The 16839-nt window shown below is 73.2% G+C and carries 17 protein-coding genes; 8 read left to right on the forward strand and 9 right to left on the reverse strand.

Annotation, left to right across the window (positions count from 1 at the left end; genetic code table 11):
* Positions 1–9: 9 nt before the first annotated feature.
* The 3 genes from AB0I91_RS26300 to AB0I91_RS26310 are packed head-to-tail and all read left to right on the forward strand — an operon-like array spanning position 10 to position 3287.
* A complete protein-coding gene (locus tag AB0I91_RS26300) occupies positions 10–1227 on the forward strand; it encodes an MFS transporter (RefSeq protein WP_499639302.1) in 1218 nt (405 codons plus the stop codon).
* Positions 1211–2437 (forward strand): MFS transporter, encoded by a 1227-nt coding sequence (locus AB0I91_RS26305; RefSeq protein ID WP_499615524.1) that lies wholly within the window; start codon positions 1211–1213, stop codon positions 2435–2437. Before AB0I91_RS26300 ends, AB0I91_RS26305 begins: the two co-directional genes overlap by 17 nt.
* Complete coding sequence (locus AB0I91_RS26310) at positions 2430–3287, forward strand: SMP-30/gluconolactonase/LRE family protein (protein WP_498773799.1); 858 nt, start codon at positions 2430–2432, stop codon at positions 3285–3287. Before AB0I91_RS26305 ends, AB0I91_RS26310 begins: the two co-directional genes overlap by 8 nt.
* Here AB0I91_RS26310 and AB0I91_RS26315 read toward each other — a convergent pair.
* Complete coding sequence (locus AB0I91_RS26315) at positions 3284–4639, reverse strand: FAD-dependent monooxygenase (protein WP_499639304.1); 1356 nt, start codon at positions 4637–4639, stop codon at positions 3284–3286. The genes AB0I91_RS26310 and AB0I91_RS26315 overlap by 4 nt on opposite strands.
* Positions 4640–4691: 52 nt before the next feature.
* On the opposite strand from AB0I91_RS26315, the gene AB0I91_RS26320 reads away from it, so the two are divergent.
* Complete coding sequence (locus AB0I91_RS26320; RefSeq protein ID WP_498773803.1) at positions 4692–5294, forward strand: TetR/AcrR family transcriptional regulator C-terminal domain-containing protein; 603 nt, start codon at positions 4692–4694, stop codon at positions 5292–5294.
* Between the two features lie 4 nt (positions 5295–5298).
* Here AB0I91_RS26320 and dapF read toward each other — a convergent pair whose 3' ends face one another.
* Genes dapF through AB0I91_RS26335 form a run of 3 tightly spaced genes read right to left on the reverse strand, consistent with a single transcriptional unit; the run spans position 5299 to position 7700 of the window.
* Positions 5299–6099 carry a diaminopimelate epimerase gene (gene dapF, locus AB0I91_RS26325; RefSeq protein ID WP_499639306.1) on the reverse strand — a complete coding sequence of 267 codons (801 nt, stop codon included), beginning with the start codon at positions 6097–6099 and terminating at the stop codon, positions 5299–5301.
* Positions 6100–6109: 10 nt separating this feature from the next.
* The gene (gene miaA, locus AB0I91_RS26330; protein ID WP_499639308.1) at positions 6110–7012 is read right to left on the reverse strand and encodes a tRNA (adenosine(37)-N6)-dimethylallyltransferase MiaA; all 903 of its coding nucleotides are present in this window, start codon (positions 7010–7012) and stop codon (positions 6110–6112) included.
* A 4-nt stretch (positions 7013–7016) separates the two neighbouring features.
* Positions 7017–7700, reverse strand: coding sequence for a class III extradiol ring-cleavage dioxygenase family protein (locus AB0I91_RS26335; RefSeq protein ID WP_498773809.1), 684 nt, complete (start codon positions 7698–7700; stop codon positions 7017–7019).
* 185 nt (positions 7701–7885) lie between these two features.
* Between AB0I91_RS26335 and AB0I91_RS26340 the strand changes: the two genes are divergently transcribed.
* Complete coding sequence (locus AB0I91_RS26340) at positions 7886–9220, forward strand: DUF349 domain-containing protein (RefSeq protein WP_498773811.1); 1335 nt, start codon at positions 7886–7888, stop codon at positions 9218–9220.
* A gap of 162 nt (positions 9221–9382) precedes the next feature.
* Complete coding sequence (locus AB0I91_RS26345) at positions 9383–9898, forward strand: hypothetical protein (protein WP_499639310.1); 516 nt, start codon at positions 9383–9385, stop codon at positions 9896–9898.
* Positions 9899–9926: 28 nt separating this feature from the next.
* Here the strand turns inward: AB0I91_RS26345 and AB0I91_RS26350 are convergent, their stop codons facing one another.
* Genes AB0I91_RS26350 through miaB form a run of 3 tightly spaced genes read right to left on the reverse strand, consistent with a single transcriptional unit; the run spans position 9927 to position 12467 of the window.
* On the reverse strand, positions 9927–10550 hold the full coding sequence (locus AB0I91_RS26350; RefSeq protein ID WP_499614769.1) for a GNAT family N-acetyltransferase: 624 nt from the start codon (positions 10548–10550) through the stop codon (positions 9927–9929).
* Positions 10511–10987 (reverse strand): Rv2732c family membrane protein, encoded by a 477-nt coding sequence (locus tag AB0I91_RS26355; protein WP_498773817.1) that lies wholly within the window; start codon positions 10985–10987, stop codon positions 10511–10513. The genes AB0I91_RS26350 and AB0I91_RS26355 overlap by 40 nt, the downstream gene beginning before the upstream one ends.
* A 10-nt stretch (positions 10988–10997) precedes the next feature.
* Positions 10998–12467: a tRNA (N6-isopentenyl adenosine(37)-C2)-methylthiotransferase MiaB gene (gene miaB, locus AB0I91_RS26360; RefSeq protein ID WP_499614766.1), complete on the reverse strand. Its 1470-nt coding sequence runs from the start codon at positions 12465–12467 to the stop codon at positions 10998–11000.
* A gap of 57 nt (positions 12468–12524) precedes the next feature.
* Between miaB and AB0I91_RS26365 the strand changes: the two genes are divergently transcribed.
* Together AB0I91_RS26365 and AB0I91_RS26370 are read left to right on the forward strand one after the other, a co-directional pair.
* Entirely contained in the window at positions 12525–13475 is a 951-nt protein-coding gene (locus AB0I91_RS26365) for a TAXI family TRAP transporter solute-binding subunit (protein WP_498773821.1), read from the forward strand.
* Positions 13476–13725: 250 nt separating this feature from the next.
* Complete coding sequence (locus AB0I91_RS26370; RefSeq protein WP_499639336.1) at positions 13726–14661, forward strand: beta-propeller fold lactonase family protein; 936 nt, start codon at positions 13726–13728, stop codon at positions 14659–14661.
* A gap of 6 nt (positions 14662–14667) precedes the next feature.
* Here the strand turns inward: AB0I91_RS26370 and AB0I91_RS26375 are convergent, their stop codons facing one another.
* Both AB0I91_RS26375 and AB0I91_RS26380 read right to left on the reverse strand, forming a co-directional pair.
* Positions 14668–16047, reverse strand: a complete 1380-nt coding sequence (locus tag AB0I91_RS26375; protein WP_498773823.1) for a sensor histidine kinase — start codon at positions 16045–16047, stop codon at positions 14668–14670.
* On the reverse strand, positions 16048–16719 hold the full coding sequence (locus tag AB0I91_RS26380) for a response regulator transcription factor (protein ID WP_073886595.1): 672 nt from the start codon (positions 16717–16719) through the stop codon (positions 16048–16050).
* Positions 16720–16839 lie beyond the last annotated feature (120 nt).

A 16839-nucleotide genomic window follows, 5' to 3' on the forward strand; every position in this document is an offset into this window, starting at 1 on the left:
ACTTCCGCCGTGTCCCTCTGGTCTCATCGCGACTTCCGCCTGCTGTGGGCAGGCGACACCGTCAGCCAGTTCGGCTCCACGATCGGCCGCACGGTGTTGCCGCTGCTCGCGGTGGGCGCGCTGGCCGCCACGCCGTTCGAGATGGGCGTGCTCTCGGCGGCGGGCACGGCCGCGTTCCTGCTGATCGGGCTGCCCGCCGGGGTCTGGGTGGACCGGTTGAGCCGCCGGCCGGTGATGCTCGTGGCCGACTTCACCCGCGCGTTGTTGCTGCTCTCGGTGCCGGTGGCGTGGTGGCTCGGCGCGCTCACGCTGGCCCACCTCGTCGTGGTCGCCCTGCTGGTCGGTGCGGCCACGGTCATGTTCGACATCGCCTACCAGTCCTACCTGCCCGCGCTGGTCGGCCGGGAGCAGCTGGTGGAGGGCAACTCGAAGCTGGAGGCCAGCCGGGCCGTGGCGGAGGTGTCGGGCCCGGCTGCCGCCGGCGGGGTGGCGCAGGCGGTCGGCGCGGCCGTCGGCGTGCTGGCCACCGCGGTCGGCTACCTGGTCTCGGCGTCGTTCCTGCTGCGCATCCGCACGGTGGAACCGCCGCCCCGGCGGGCGGACCGGCCCGGCCTGGTCCACGAGGTCGCCGAAGGGCTGCGGTTCGTCTTCGGGCACCGGTCGCTGCGCGCGATCGTGGGCTGCACGGGCACCGCCAACTTCTTCGGCGGCATGGCGGCGGCGGTGCTGGTGCTGTTCCTGGTGCGCGAGCTGGGCCTGTCCGAGGGCGTGGTCGGCCTGGTGCTCAGCGCGGCGGGCATCGGCGGCGTGCTGGGCGCGCTGACCGTGAACCGGTGGCACGCCCGCTTCGGCCAGACCAAGGTCATCTGGCTGTCCGGCCTGGTCACGTGGCCGTTCGGGGCACTCGTCCCGCTCGGCGCGGCGGACTGGCGCATCGTGTTCGTGGTTTTCGGCGAGGCGGCGGTGGCCTACGGGGCGACGGTCTACAACATCGCCCAGGTCAGCTACCGGCAGTCCATCTGCCCCGACCACCTGCTGGGCCGGATGAACGCCAGCATCCGGTTCGTGGTGTGGGGCTCGATGCCCTTGGGCGGCCTGGTGGGCGGCGCGCTCGGCGGCGGCATCGGGGTGACGGCGACGTTGGCGGTGGGCATGGGGTGCCAGGCCCTGTCGGTGCTGTGGGTGGTGCTGTCGCCGCTGCGGAGCCGTGATGCCGTTACCGCGTGATTTCCGGCTGTTCTGGGGCAGCGACGCGGTCAACCAGTTCGGCACGGCCATGTACACGTTCCTGCTGCCGGTCGTGGCGATCGAGGTCCTGGACGCCTCGGGGTTCCTGATCGGTGCGCTGACCGCCGCCGGCACGGCCGCGTTCCTGCTCATCGGGCTGCCCGTGGGCGTCTACGTGGACCGGGTGCGCAAACGGCCCGTGCTGGCCTGGAGCACGGCCGGGCGCGCGCTGGTGCTCGCGACGGTGCCGGTGGCGGCGTGGCTGGACCGCCTCACGTTCACCCACCTGCTGCTCGCGGCGCTGGCCGCGGGCGTGCTGACGGTGTTCTTCGAGGTGGCGTCCCAGGCGTACCTGCCGACGTTGGTGCCGCGCGACGAGTTGGCGGTCGCGAACGGCAGGCTGGTGTCGACGCAGCAGGTCGCCCGCCTGTCCGGCCGGCCGCTGAGCGGGCTGCTGGTGCTGCTGGGCAGCGCGAACGCCGTGCTCGCCATCACGTGCTCGTTCCTGACCTCGGCGGCGCTGCTGGGCGGCATCCGCACGGCCGAGCCGTCGGTGCAGCGGCGCAAGCGCGCCCTTCGAGCGGACATGGCCGAAGGGCTGCGGTTCGTGTTCGGGCACCCGTTGCTGAGGCCGATCGCGCTGTGCACGACGTGGTTCAACCTGACCAACGGCATGTGGGGCGCGGTCAACGTGCTCTTCCTGGTGCGCGACCTCGGGCTGTCCGCCTCGGCCGCCGCGGTGCTGCTGGGGGTGGGCAGCGCGGGCGGAGCGCTCGCGGGCCTGGTCACGGGGCGGTTGACGCGGTTGGGGCGGGTGCGGCTGGTGTGGTTGTCGATGGTGGTCACGCAGCCCGCGTGGTTGCTGGTCCCGCTGGCGGAGCCGGGGTGGCGGCTGGCGTTGTTCGCGGTCGGCACCCTGGTCACGTCCGCCGGCGTGATCGTCTACAACGTCTCGCAGGTCAGCCTGCGGCAGGCGTTGTGCCCGGACCGGCTGCTCGGCCGGATGAACGCCAGCGTGCGGTTCCTGAGCTGGGGCGTGATGCCGGTGGGTGCGCTGGCGGGCGGCGCGCTGGCCGAGTGGGTCGGCACGCGGAGCACGCTGTGGGCCGCGTCGGCCGGGATGATCCTGTCCGTCCTTTGGGTGCTCCTGTCACCGCTGCGGTCGATGCGCGACCTCCCGGTGATCACTAGCGTCGAACGGCATGGCTGACACCACCGTGCTGCGCGAAGGTCTCAGGTTCGGCGAAGGTCCGCGGCAAGGGCCGGACGGCCGGCTCTTCTACTCGGACTTCTACGACCACCAGGTCCGCGCCCTCGACCTGGCCTCGGGCGAGGAGGAGGTCGTCTGCGAGGTGCCGGAGCAGCCGTCGGGGCTCGGCTGGCTGCCGGACGGGCGGCTGCTCGTGGTGTCGATGCGGGACCGCAAGGTGCTGCGGCTGGATCCCGACGGCCTGGTGGAGCACGCGGACCTGGGCGGGATCGCCACCTTCCACGCCAACGACATGCTGGTCGACGCGAAGGGTCGCGCGTACGTCGGCAACTTCGGCTTCGACCTGCACGCCGTCCTCGCGTGGGGCGGTGACGCGCCGCTGCTCGAGCCGGACTGGGTCGCGCCCGGCACGCCGCTGGCGCTCGTCGAGCCCGACGGCAAGGTCAGCGTGGCCGTCGAGGACCTGAAGTTCCCCAACGGCACCGGGTTGCTGCCCGACGGCAGGCTCGTCGTCGCCGAGACGCTGGCGTTCGGCCTGACCGCGTTCACCGTGGCCGACGACGGCTCGCTGTCCGACCGGCACGTCTTCGCGTCGCTGCGCGAGCACTACATCGCGCCGGACGGCATCGCGGTGGACGCCGACGGCGGCGTGTGGGTCGCGCCCGCGATCCAGCCGTTCGTGTTCCGGGTCGAGGAGGGCGGCGAGATCACCCGGAAGCTGGAGACCAGCCAGCTCTGCTTCGCCGTGGCGATCGTCGAGGACAAGCTGGTCTGCTGCACCGCGCCCAGCTCGCAGCCCGAGGTGGTCTCCGAGGCGCGGCTGGGCAAGCTCGAGGTGTTCGACCTCTAGGCGGCCCACGCCACGTGGCCGTCCGGCCGGATCAGGGCGGTCCGCACCGCCGCCCACGCGGGTCGGTCGCCGGTCAGCGCCACCGGGCGCCCGGCGAGGTCGCCGCCGGTGAAGTCGAGCAGCACCGGCCGGCCGGGGTGCAGCAGGGTGAACAGGTCGCCGTCGGCGAACTCCAGGTTCGGCGCGCGGGTACCGGTCAACGGGTGCTCGTCGGGGCCCGCCGGGTAGGCCACGGCCAGCGCGGACAGCGACTCGGCCAACGCGCGCCCGAACTCGGGCACGTCGGCGATCCGGGCGCTGATCACCTCCCGCAGCGCCTGTCCCTCGACCGTGTGCGCGGTCATCAGGGCGGTCTGCGCCCGCGTGCTGCGCAGCAGTTCGACGCCGACGGGGTGGCGCTCGGCGTGGTAGGTGTCCAGCAGCCCGTCGGGCGCGGTGCCGTGGACGGTCTCGGCGAGCTTCCAGCCCAGGTTGGCCGCGTCCTGGACGCCGACGTTCAGCCCGACGCCGCCGGTGGGGAAGTGCTGGTGGGCCGCGTCGCCCGCGAGCAGCACGCGGCCGCGGCGGTAGGCGGTGGCCTGGCGGGTGGCGTTGCCGAACCGCGACAGCCACCGCGCCTCCCGCACGCCGAGGTCGGAGCCGGTGATGCGGATGACCGCGCTCACCACCTCCGCGAGGGTCGGGGTCCCGGGTCGGTTCGCCGGGTCGACGCCGACGAGCCGGCAGGCGCCGCCGGGCAGCGGCACGGCCATCAGCAGCCCGTCCGGCCCGCTCGCGGTCAACGGCGCGGTGAGCGGCTCGTCCAGCACCACGTCGGCCAGCCACCCCCAGGTCGTGCTGTCCGTGCCGGGGAACCCGATGCCGGCCGCCTCGCGCACGGTGCTGCGCGTGCCGTCGCACCCGACCACGTACGCCGCCCGCAGCGGCTCGGCGAGACCGGTCGCCGTCACCGTCACGCCGTCCGCGTCCTGCGCCACGCCGGTCACCCGGTGCCCGCGCAGCACCCGCGCGCCGACCGCGAGCGCGTGCTCCTCCAGCAGCTCCTCCGTGCGGGCCTGCGGCAGGAACAGCGTGTACGGGAACGGCGTGTCCAGCCCGCGGAAGTCCAGCCGCTCGTCCAGCGCGCCGAAGTGGCCGCTCGGGATCGGCACGCCCGACCGCACGAACCGCTCGGCCACGCCGCGGCAGGCGAACACCTCCAGCGTGCGCGGGTGCACCGTCAACGCCTTGGAGTTCGGGTCGCGCCCGGTCCGCGCCTCCAGCACGACCACCTCGACACCCGCCAGCCTGAGCTCGCTCGCCAGCCACAACCCCGTCGGCCCCGCGCCGACCACGACAACCCGACCCTCCACGGACCCTCCCTTGGTCACTGACCAATTTTGCCGGGTCCAGTAAAATAGGTCAGTGACCAAGACGCAAGGGGGTCGGCCGAGTCCGGCCAGGCTGGACCGCGACGCCGTCGTGCGCGCCGCCCTCGACCTGCTCGACGAGGAAGGGCTGGACGCGGTGTCCACCCGCGCCATCGCCACCCGGCTGGGCGTGCGGATGAACACCGTGCTCTGGCACGTCAAGAGCAAGGCCCGGCTGCGGGAGCTGATGGCCGACGCGATCGTCGGCGAGGTCGACCTGGCCGGGCTGCCCGAGGACTGGCGGTCACGCGCCGCCGAGCTGGCCAGGAGGCTGCGGCGGGCGATGCTGGCGCACCGGGACGGCGCGAACGTCGTCGTGGGCGTCTACGCGGCCGAGCCCGGCACGCTGCGGTTCGCCGAAGCGCTGGCGGCGGCGCTGGTCGCGGGCGGCGACCCCAGGGCGGGCTGGACGCTGTGGACGCTCGTCCACCTCACCGTCGGCCTGGTCCAGGAGGAGCAGGCCGCGCCGGGTGACGGCACGTTGGCCGGCGCGCTGGGCGACTACCCGGCGTTGCGGGCGGTCGCGGCCGACCTGGCGCCGACCGCGTTCGCCGAGCGGCTGGACCACGGCGTGGCCCTCGTGCTGCGGTCGGTCTGACCGGCTAGAGCGCGTCCCACCAGGCCTGGTCCAGCTCGCCGCGCGCCAGCAGCACGGCCGGGCCGGTGAGCGTGGAGGACTCCTCCTCGATCACCACGGACACCTGTCCACCCGGGATGTCCACAGTGGCCTTGCCGGTGCGCCGACCGGCGCCGTACAGCCAGGACGCCACCGAGGCCACCGTGCCCGTGCCGCACGAGCGGGTCTCGCCGACGCCGCGCTCGTGCACGCGCATCCGGAGGACGCCCTCGTCGAGCACGTTGACGAACTCGACGTTCACCCCGTGCGGGAACTGGACCGGGTCGTGGCCGGGCGGCACCTCGAGGTCGAGCTCCGCCACCGGCACCTCGGTCACGCACGCCAGGTGCGGGTTGCCGACGTCCACCGCGACACCGCCGAACGCGCTGCCGCCCACGGTGGCCGTGCCCGTGCCGGTGACCAGCACGCGGCCCATGTCCACGGTCACCGCGCCGTCGTCGTGCACGACGACGTGCCGCTCGCCGGCCCGCGTGCCGATGGTGAACTCGCCCGCGGGCACCAGCTCGGCCTCGACCAGGTACCGCGAGAACACGCGCACCCCGTTGCCGCACATCTCGGCGATCGAGCCGTCGGCGTTGCGGTAGTCCATGAACCACGGGCCGAAGTCGGGCCGCACGACCCGCAGCACGCCGTCCGCGCCCAGGCCCCGCCGCCGGTCGCACAGCGCGCGCACGCGTGACTCGGTCAGGTCCAGCACGCCGTCCGGATCGGGCAGCACCACGAAGTCGTTCTCGGTGCCGTGGCCCTTCAGAAACTCGACTCCCACGCCCACCAGGCTACGGTGCGACCAGCTTGAGCACGTCCTCGGCCAGCCCCGGCCCGCCCGCGTCGAACCACGTCACCCGCCGGTCGCGGCGGAACCAGGACCGCTGCTTGCGGACGAACCGCCGGGTGGCCTGCGCGGTGGCGGCCGCGGCCTCCTCGACCGAGCACTCGCCGTCGAACGCGGCCAGCACCTGCTGGTAGCCCAGCGCGCGCGACGCCGTGCGGCCCTCGCGCAGACCGCGGGCCTCCAGCGCGCGCACCTCGTCCACCAGGCCCGACTCGAACATCCGCGCCACCCGCGCGTCGACCCGCTGGTCCAGTTCGGACACCTCGCGGTCCAGCCCCACGACCACCGTGCCGTAGCGGGCCGGTCCGGGCTTGGGCAGGGTGGCGGAGAACGGCTGCCCGGTCAGCTCGATGACCTCCAGCGCGCGCACCACCCGGCGGCCGTTGCTCGGCAGGATGGCCAGCGCGGCGGCCGGGTCCAGCTGCGCCAGCCGGCCGTGCAGCGTCTCCGACCCGAACACGGCCAGCTCCTGCTCCAGCTGGGTGCGGATCTTCTCGTCCGTGCCGGGGAACACCAGGTCGTCCAGCACCGCCTGCACGTACAGGCCCGAGCCGCCGACCAGCACCGGCGTGCGGCCGTCGGCGAGCAGCCGTTCCACCACGGCCCGCGCCTCGCGCTGGTAGGCGGCGACGGAGGCGGTCTCGGTCACGTCGAGCACGTCGAGCAGGTGGTGCGGCACGCCCTGCCGCTCGGCGTCGGTGATCTTGGCCGTGCCGATGTCCATGCCCCGGTAGAGCTGCATCGCGTCGGCGTTGACCACCTCGCCGCCCAGCTCGACGGCCAGCCGCACGGCCAGGTCCGACTTACCGGTGGCGGTGGGCCCGACGACGGCGATGGGGGTGTTCACGTGCTCAAGCCTCCCAGACCGCCACGTGGTAGCCGACGCCGAAGGGCGCCAGGAACTCCGACCGGGCGCACCGCCAGGCGCCCGGCACGCCCGCGGCCACCTGCCACGCGGCCCGGCCGAACGCGCCCAACTCGGCCGCCAGCGCCGGGTCGAGCGCGCGCAACGCCGCGGTGTCCGCCGTGGCCAGCGCCTTGCGCACCTCCTCGTCGAACGGCTCGGCCCGCTCGTCCGGCCGCCCGACGGCCAGCTCGCCGTGCCGGTGCGACCCGTCGCCGAGCACCAGCAGCGCGCGCGAGCCCGCCAGCCGCTCGCCCACGGCGACGCACTCGGCGGTGGACAGGTCCGGCGGCACGAGGTGCACGCGCACGGACCGGGCGCCGACGCGTTCCCGCAGCCAGGCCGCGACCAGCGCGGGCAGGGGCAGCTCCTCATCCACAGAGGACGCATCGTCGGACAGCGACACCGGCACGTCCACCCCGAAGCCGCGGAACGTCCCCGTCACGCCCTCGACCACCCGCGGCCCGGACGGGTCGACGCCGACGGCCACCCAGTCGGGCGCGTGCGCGGCCAGGTCCCGTGCGGCGGCCAGGCACGCCGAGCGCACCGGTTCGGTGTCCCGCGCGGCGTCGGAGACCAGTTCGGGCACCAGCAGCGGGGGGTGCGGCACGACCACGAGGCGCGAGATCATGGCAGTCCACGCTACTCATCGGCCACCACCGGTACCGATGCGAGCCTTGACCTGTTTGAATGCGCGCGAGGTACCGGGCACTCTTGAGGGGCGTCGCGGTACTCGGGTGCTGGGCCCCGTCGTAGGCGGGGCGCCCGTGGTCGGCACGGGCACCACGAAGTGGGCAGGCGAGGAGGAAGCCGGCGATGACGGAGCACGAGACGACACCGGGAACCACTGGCGACAGTGGTGCGGGGGCGGTGGTCGAGGAGACCAGGGTGGAAGCGACGCCGGTCGCGGCGGCACCGCCGGTCCCCGTGGCGTCGGACCACCCTGACCGCTGGGGGCGCGTGGACGCGGACGGCACCGTCTACGTCAAGACGGCCGACGGCGAGCGGGTCGTCGGTTCCTGGCAGGCGGGCGAGCCCGCCGAGGGCCTGGCGCACTTCGCGCGCCGGTTCGACGACATCCGCACCGAGGTCGAGCTGCTGGTGACGCGGCTGTCCTCCGGCGCGGGCGACCCCAAGCACGCGCTGACCAGCGCGAAGCACGTCCAGGAGAGCCTGGCCGACGCGGCGGTGGTCGGTGACCTCGCCGCCCTGGCCGCACGGGTCGAGCACGTGCTGGTCCTGGCCGAGAAGGGCCTGGAGGCCGCGAAGGCGGCCAAGGACGAGGCACGGGCCGCGGCGGGCGCGCGCAAGCAGGAGCTGGTCGAGGAGGCCGAGGCGCTGGCCAACGAGTCCACGCAGTGGAAGGCGGCGGGCGACCGGCTGCGGCAGATCCTGGACGAGTGGAAGACGATCCGGGGCGTCGACCGCAAGACCGACGAGCAGCTGTGGCGGCGCTTCTCCAAGGCGCGTGACGCGTTCAACCGCCGGCGCGGGTCGCACTTCGCCGACCTCGACCGGCAGCGCGGCGTGGCCAAGAACCGCAAGCAGGAGCTGGTCGAGGAGGCCGAGAAGCTCGTCGAGTCCGACGACTGGGGCCCCACGGCCGGTCGCTACAAGGACCTGATGGTCGAGTGGAAGGCCGCCGGGCGTGCGCCCAAGGAGGCCGACGACGCGTTGTGGCAGCGGTTCCGGGCCGCGCAGGACGCGTTCTTCGCCCGGCGCTCCGAGGCGTTCAGCGAGCGTGACGCCGAGTTCGCGGCCAACGCGAAGCTGAAGGAGGAGCTGCTCGCCGAGGCCGAGCGGATCGACCCGTCGCTCGACCTGGAGGCAGCGCGGCAGCAGCTGTACAAGATCCAGGAGCGGTGGGACGCGATCGGCAAGGTGCCGCGCGAGCGGGTCCGCGAGCTGGAGGGCAAGCTCCGCACGATCGAGGAGCGGGTCCGCGGTGCGGTCGACGCGCAGTGGCGCAAGTCCGACCCGGAGGCCGAGGCCCGCGTCGCGCAGTTCCGCGAGCGCGTGGAGCAGTTCGAGGCGCAGGCCGCCAAGGCCCGCACGGCAGGCGACAAGCGCCGTGCCGAGCAGGCCGAGGCGCAGGCCAAGCAGTGGCGCGAGTGGCTGGCCGCCGCCGAGCAGGCGGTCGCCAGCCGCTAGTCGGCCGGGCACGGGCCCCGTGCCGCTCCCCGGTGGGAGCGGTGCGGGGCCCGTTCGCGTATTGCCTGTGCCATTCCGCAAAAAACGGGAGGGGCGCCGCCGTCGTGCCGTTAGCTTGTGCGGGTGATCCTTTCGGCGGACGCGGTGAATCGGACGGGCTGAGTGGCGGCGAAATCGACCGGGGACGCGTCCCCGGGCGTGCACAACGACATGAGCGGCGACTTCCACGGCACGGTGATCGGGGCCCGGGACATCGGTCGGGTCACGGTCGCCTCGTCGCCCAACCGGTTCACGACAGCCGTCGCGATGGTGCTCGCGGGCGCGGCGGGTGCGGTGGTGGCAGCGTTGGTGATGTCGGTCGCCCTGGGAGACGTGGGGAGCGGGCCCCAGGTCACCGTGGTCACCGTCGTCCCTGCTCCCGATGGGTCCACCACGTCGTCCTCGGCTGAGACCTCCGCTCCGACGACCCAGCCCGCGGCGCCGACCGCACCGGCCACGTCAGGGGTCCGCGAGGTGGTGGCGCCACCTGTCGTGACGACCGTCCGCACGACCGCGAACCCGGATGTCCCGACCGCCACCTCGACGACGACCGCGGTCCCGACCACCACCACCGCGCACCAGTGCACCTCCGAGCAAGGCGGGAACGGCGTGGTCTGGCCGCGGCGCATGCCGTGCTGACGGAATTCGCCCAACCGTCACGACGGGATCAGCGGTCCGCGGATTCGTCCGGTCGTCGCGCGGTGAATGCGGAGAAGTGTCCGGATTCCCAGCCCGCGGCGAACAACAGGTCGGGTCCGTCCTCGCCGGGGCGGTCCAGGTGCTCGGCGCGGGTCAGCCCGGCTTTGAGCGCCACCCGCTGCGACGCGGTGTTGGCGGGCCGGACCCGGGCCACGACCGGGAACGCGGGCAGGGCCGCGCGCGCCCACCGCACGACCTCGCGGGCCGCCTCGGAGGCGATGCCCCGACCCCAGGCGGCCGGGTCGAACCGGTAGAACAGGTTGAGCGCGCGCCGGTCGTCGACGTCGGTGAGCTTCACGCCGCAGAACCCGAGCGGCCGCCCGGCGTCGAGCGGGCGGACCACCCAGTAGCCGAAGCCGAAGCCGCGCCAGTGCTCCAGCCACCGCTCCAGCAGGCCGGCGGCCTCCTCGGCGGTGCGCAGGGCGTCGGACGGGTTGTGCGCGCAGGCCAGCGGGTCGCGGTGGATCTCGTGCACCGCGACCACGTCGTCCGCCACCGGCCGCCGCAACGTGAGCCGCTCGGTGCGCAGCTCCGCGTTGTCGAACCCGGCGGTCACTGCATCGGCGGCCGGGACGCGGCCAGCTTCAGCCACTTCACCAGCAGCACGACCACCGCCACCACGGCCAGGATCAGGCCGAAGCCCGGCCCCGGACCGGGGTGGTGGCCGGTCGTCGTCTGCGTGGTCCAGATCGACAGCACGCCCGCCACCGACGCGGCGAACGACGCCAGCGCGCACACCCACGCCAACGCCCACCGCCGCAACGCCAGCGCCAGCGCGGGCAGCAGCACGCCGACGACCACCGCCAGGTAGGCGAACACCTCCGGCAGCCCGTCGGCCGAGCCGAACAGGACGCTCAGACCCTGCACGCCGTCCACCCACGGCAGCGCGAGCGACACCAGGATCGCCAGCGCCGCGACGGCGATCGTCAACGCGCCGGCGCCGGGGTCGAAGCGCCTGGCCGCCGAACGGCCGACGCTGTCGATCTCCTCGCGCAGACCTGCCAGGTCGTCCCGGTCGTTCTCGCTCATCGGCAGTTCCTCACGGGGTCGCGCACCCGCCGACCGCTGCGGGCAGCGGGGCGGGCTTGCCGAACGACGGCAGACCGAGCGTCACGCCCGGCGTCTTCGGCTTCACCCCCGCCTCGGAGCGGTCACCCGCCTTGGTCCGACGGTGCGACAGCAGGGGGCCGTCCGCGATCAGGTTGTGCGGCGCGCCGTAGGTCACCACGGTCTCCACCACGTCGCCGGGCCGCACGTGCGCGTCGCCGGGCGTGAAGTGCACCAGGCGGCCGTCGCGGGCCCGACCGGTCATCCGGTGCGTCTCGGCGTCCTTGCGGCCCTCGCCGGACGCGACCAGCAGCTCGACCCTGCGGCCGACCTGCTCGCGGTTCAGCTCGTGCGCGACGTCGTTGACCAGCGTGACCAGCCGGTCGTACCGCTCCTGCACGACCTGCTTGGGCAGCTGGTCGGGCAGGTCGGCGGCGGGCGTGCCGGGCCGCTTGGAGTACTGGAACGTGAAGGCCGACGAGAACCGGGCCTCGCGGACGACGTCCAGGGTGGCCTGGAAGTCCTCCTCGGTCTCGCCGGGGAAGCCGACGATGATGTCGGTGGTGATGGCCGCGTCCGGCATGGCCGCGCGCACGTCGTCCAGGATGGACAGGTACTTCGCGGTCCGGTACGAGCGGCGCATCTCCTTGAGCACGCGGTCCGAGCCCGACTGCAGCGGCATGTGCAGCGAGTGGCACACCGCGGGCGTCTCGGCCATCGCGGCGATGACGTCCTCGGTGAAGTCCTTCGGGTGCGGCGAGGTGAAGCGGACGCGCTCCAGGCCCTCGATGCCGCCGGTGGCGCGCAGGAGCTTGCCGAACGCGTACCGGTCGCCGAACTCGACGCCGTAGGAGTTGACGTTCTGCCCGAGCAGCGTCACCTCCAGCACGCCCTCGTCGACCAGCGCCTGGACCTCGGCCAGCACCTCGCCGGGACGGCGGTCCTTCTCCTTGCCGCGCAGCGACGGGACGATGCAGAACGTGCACGTGTTGTTGCAGCCGACGGACACCGACACCCAGCCGGAGTAGGCCGAGTCGCGGCGGGCGGGCAGCGTCGAGGGGAAGGTCTCCAGCGAGTCCAGGATCTCGACCTGGGCCTCGCGGTTGTGCCGGGCGCGTTCGAGCAGCACGGGCAGCGAGCCGATGTTGTGCGTGCCGAAGACCACGTCGACCCACGGCGCGCGCTTGACGATCTCGCCCTGGTCCTTCTGCGCGAGGCAGCCACCGACGGCGATCTGCATGTCGGGGTTCGCGGACTTGGCGGGCGCGAGGTGGCCGAGCGTGCCGTAGAGCTTGTTGTCGGCGTTCTCCCGCACGGCGCAGGTGTTGAACACCACGACGTCGGGCGCGACGTCGCCTTCGGCGGGCGTGTAGCCCGCGTCCTCCAACATGCCGGCCAGGCGCTCGGAGTCGTGCACGTTCATCTGGCAGCCGAACGTGCGGATCTGGTAACTGCGAGTCACTGCACCTAGTCCTTCCGTCGGGTCCAGCGTAGAGCGTGGACGTGCGACGATGCGCGGGTGTCGGGAACGCTCCTGCGGTTGCACGCGGTCGGGGCCGCATTGGCCCTGGCCACCCTGTCGTTGACGGCGTGCGGCGACGACCTGGACCAGGTCAAGCTCACCATGGCGGCCGGCAGCCCCGGCGGGGTCTACCACGCGCTGGGCACGGCGCTGGCCGACGCGTGGACCCGCGACCCCGGCATCCCCCGCCCGCAGGTGGCGACCACGGCCGGCTCGGTGGACAACCTCGACCGGTTGCGGGCCAACCAGGCGCAGGTCGGGTTCTCGGCGGCCGACGCGGCGGAGCAGAAGCAGCAGGCCGACGCGGGGCACAAGCTGTACGCGCTGGCCCGGATGCACGACGACTACCTCCAGCTGATCGTGCGCGACGACCTGCCGGCGACCAAGCTCGCCGACCTGAAGGGCCTGCGGGTCAGCGTGGGCGCCCGCGACTCGGGCGTGTGGCTCATCGCGCAGCGGCTGCTGGAGTCGGCGGGCATCTCGCCGGAGGTCGACCTCAAGGTCCAGTACATGGACCTGCCGACCAGCGCGGACGCCATGCGGGACAACGCGCTGGACGCGTTCTTCTGGTCCGGCGGCGTCCCCACCGAGCGCGTCACCACGCTGTCGTCGGCGGTGAAGCTGCGGATGCTCGACCTGGGCGACGTGCTGCCGAAGCTGCGCCAGGCCTACCCGGTGTACGGCTCGGCGACGCTGCCCGCGTCGGCGTACGAGCAGATCGGGGGCGGCCCGGTCGTCACCCTGGTGGTCCGCAACTTCCTCCTGGTCAACGACACGATGTCCGACGACGTGGCGGAAGCGCTGGTCAGAGGCCTGTTCCAGGCCCAGCCGGCCCTGGTCGCGGCCAGTCCGGTGGCGAGGTCCATAGAGGTCCGCTCCGCGATCGAGACGACGCCGATCGAATTGCACCCCGGCGCGATGAGGTACTACCGCGACGTAAAAGTTTAGTTCTCATTTCATCATTCCTACGGTGTAAAGCCATGCGTGGGGACTCGCCCAAGTCGGGGTCAAGAAGGCGTTGGAGCGGCACCGGCCACCGCTAGGCCGTTAGCGTGATGGCAAGCCCGGGACCTGCGATGGTCCGGGTTCTTCCAGGAACCGATGCGGGGAGCTCATGTCCGTTTATTCGGTACGCGCGCGCATTCACGCGGCGTCTTCTCAGCCTATTACCCGAAAGAGTCGGCTGCCCCGGTTGGGGGTGTCCTTCGCGGTGCTCGCCGTACTGGCCGGCACCGGTTTCGACGCCCCACCGCGGTGGCCGACCCGAATTCAGGTGTTCGTGGCCAACAGCGGCTCCGACAACGTCACCGTGTACGACACCCGGCTGGGCAAGGTCACGGCCACCATGGGTGTCGGCGACTACCCCGCGGGTGTCGGCGCACACCCGGCCGGTCACCGCGTCTACGTCACGAACGAGTCCTCGAACACCGTCTCGGTGATCGACACCCGGACCCTCGCGGTCGTCGCGACCGTGCCCGTGGGGCCCAACCCGTTCGGCGTCGCCGCCACACCCACCCACGCCTACGTCACCAACTTCGGCCGCGACGACGTCACGGTCATCGACACCGCGACGAACGCGCCGGTGAAGACCATCCCGGTCGGCCGGTTCCCGCACAGCGCGGTGGCCAGCCCCGACGGCTCGCGGGTGTACGTGACCAACAACGGCGGCGACAGCGTCACGGTCATCGACACCGCCTCGCAGACGGCCGTCGGCACCATCCCGGTCGGGGTCTTCCCGTCGGGCATCGCCATCAGCCGGGACGGCGAGCGCCTGTACGTGGCCAACACCGGCAGCGACACGGTCACCGTCATCGAGACCGACGACAACCGACCGACCGAGACCACCAAGGTCGGCGACGCGCCCCTCGGCGTCTCGGTCACGCCGGGCGGCCGGGTGCACGTCGCGAACACCGGCTCGGACACGGTCAGCGTCCTGGGGCCCACCGGCAAGCCCATCGAGGTCGTCAAGGTCCAGCGGATGCCCGAGGGCTCCGCGGCAGCGCCCGACGACAGCTTCGTGTACACCACCAACACGGGGTCCGACACCGTGTCGGTGATCAACGCCGAGACCGGCGAGCCCGCCGCCCGGTTCGCCGTCGGCGACGCGCCCGAAGGCGTCGCGGTCACGTCCTGACCGGGGTCAGGCCGCGGGGAACTCCACGGTCACCCGCAGGCCTCCGCCCTCCGGCGACTCCAACCGCACCGAGCCGTCCACCCGTTCCACGATCTGCCGCACCAGCGCCAGGCCCAGGCCGGAGCCCTGCACGTTCTGGTGCGCCGGGCTGCGCCAGAACCGGTCCGTGGCGCGGTCCAGCTCCTCCGGCGCGAGGCCGGGGCCCTCGTCCTGCACCGACAACCGCACCACGCCGTCGCGCCGCCGGACGTCGACGCGCACCAAGGTGCCATCGGAGGTGAACTTCAGCGCGTTGTCCAGCAGCGCGTCCAGCACGGTCTCCACGCCGCGCGGCGGCACCAGGGCCCGGCCGCCCGGCTCGCCGTCCAGCACCAGGTGCACCTCGCGCGCCGCCGCGGCGGGCTGCCACGCCGACAGCCGGCCGGCCACCGCCCGGTCCACGTCCACCGGCACGGGGTCGACCGACTGCGCGCCCGCGCGCGCCATGGACAGCAGCTCGTCCAGGATCCGGTTGAGCCGGTTCGCCTCGTCCAACGCCGCCGCCTGGTGCGCGGCGCCCTCGCCGGCCACGTGGTCCTCCAAATTGGACAGACGCAGCTTCAACGCGGTCAACGGGTTGCGCAGCTGGTGCGAGGCGTCCGCGACGAACGCGCGCTGCGCGGCCAGCACGTCGCTCACGTTCGCCGCCATCTGGTCGAACGACCGCGACAGCTGCCGCAGCTCCGGCGGGCCGTCCGACGAGCCGACCGGCTGCACGGGCTGCCCGGACACCACCGCCGCGAGCAGCCGCCCGGTCGCGTCGTCCAACCGCCGCACGGGCCGCAACGTCCACCGGACCAGCGGCAACGCCACGAACACGCCGAGCACGAGGACCAGGGTGCTCCCGCCGAGCAGCACCGACCACCACAGCAGGACCTCGGCCCGCGTCTTCGACGTCGGCGAGAACGTCACCACCGCGCCGCGGACCTCGCCCGCCTCCAGCACCGGCTCGGCCAGCACCAATTCGGTCGACTCCCACGGCATGACCAGCTCCGGCGCGCCCGGCTGGCGGCCGGCCAGCGCGGCGTGCACCAGGTCCGCCACCTCGGGCGCGGACACGTCCACGTCGTCCGAGGACGCCGCCACCACCTGCCCGTCCCGCCCGAGCAGGGCCACCCGGATGCCGTACAGCTCGTAGTAGCGGCGCAGCTCGGGCTTGAGCACCTCGGGCTGGTCGTCGATGAACGGCCGCTGCGCCACGGACGCGAACCGGGTGGTGTCGGTGAGCCGGTCCAGGAACATCTCCTGCTGCTCGGCCTGCGCCATGCCGCGGCCGAGGGGGACGCCCAGGCCGAGGAGCACCAGCACGACCAGCGTCAACACGATGCCCAGCAGCCGCGACCGCACTCAGCCCCCGCTCAACCGGTACCCGACACCGCGCACCGTCTCCAACAACGAAGGACGCCCGAGCTTGGTCCGCAGCGTCGCCACGTGCACGTCCAGGGTCCGGTTGGCCCCCGCCCAGGTGCGTCCCCACACCTCGGCCAGGATGCGCTCCCGGGTGCACACCGCGCCACCCGCCGCCACCACCAGCGCCAACACCTGGAACTCCTTGCGCGAGAGCGCCACGGGTTCACCCGCCACGGTGACCTCGTGCCGACCGAGGTCGACCCGCACGTCGGCGACCTCGAACACCTCGGTGCCGGTGCCGCCGACGCCGACCGGGTCGCCGCGCCGCCGCCGCACCGCGTGCACGCGGGCCACCAGCTCGCCCACGTCGTAGGGCTTGACCAGGTAGTCGTCCGCCCCGGCGTGCAGGCCGAGGATCCGGTCGTCGATCTCGCCGCGGGCCGACACGACGATGATCGCGACGTCACTCGCCGCACGGATGTGCCGGCAGAGCGTGACACCGTCCACATCGGGCAGGCCCAGGTCGAGCAGCACCACGTCGACCCCGGTCAGCCGATCGAGTGTCCCCCGACCGGTGGCCTGCCGGTCCACCGTGAAACCACGTCGGGTCAGCGCCGGTACCAGCGCTTCCGCCACGCGGTCGTCGTCCTCGACCAACAGCACCCGCACCGTGGAGCCTCCCCGATAAGTGTCGCCACCCTGTGACAGAGTTGAGACCCTAAGTCTTGCTCAACCGCCTGGACTGGTGTGGTGATTCACACCTAGGTTTCCGCCATCGCTCAGGAACCC

This window comes from Actinosynnema sp. NPDC049800 (genome assembly GCF_040656635.1).
Lineage (GTDB): Bacteria > Actinomycetota > Actinomycetes > Mycobacteriales > Pseudonocardiaceae > Actinosynnema.

Excerpts from the sequence above, each read along its gene's own strand:
- AB0I91_RS26355 (WP_498773817.1), bottom strand. The coding sequence starts at position 10,987 with ATGAGCGAGAACGACCGGGACGACCTGGCAGGTCTGCGCGAGGAGATC.
- AB0I91_RS26340 (WP_498773811.1), top strand. The coding sequence starts at position 7,886 with ATGACGGAGCACGAGACGACACCGGGAACCACTGGCGACAGTGGTGCG.
- AB0I91_RS26305 (WP_499615524.1), top strand. The coding sequence starts at position 1,211 with ATGCCGTTACCGCGTGATTTCCGGCTGTTCTGGGGCAGCGACGCGGTC.
- AB0I91_RS26335 (WP_498773809.1), bottom strand. The coding sequence starts at position 7,700 with ATGATCTCGCGCCTCGTGGTCGTGCCGCACCCCCCGCTGCTGGTGCCC.
- AB0I91_RS26310 (WP_498773799.1), top strand. The coding sequence starts at position 2,430 with ATGGCTGACACCACCGTGCTGCGCGAAGGTCTCAGGTTCGGCGAAGGT.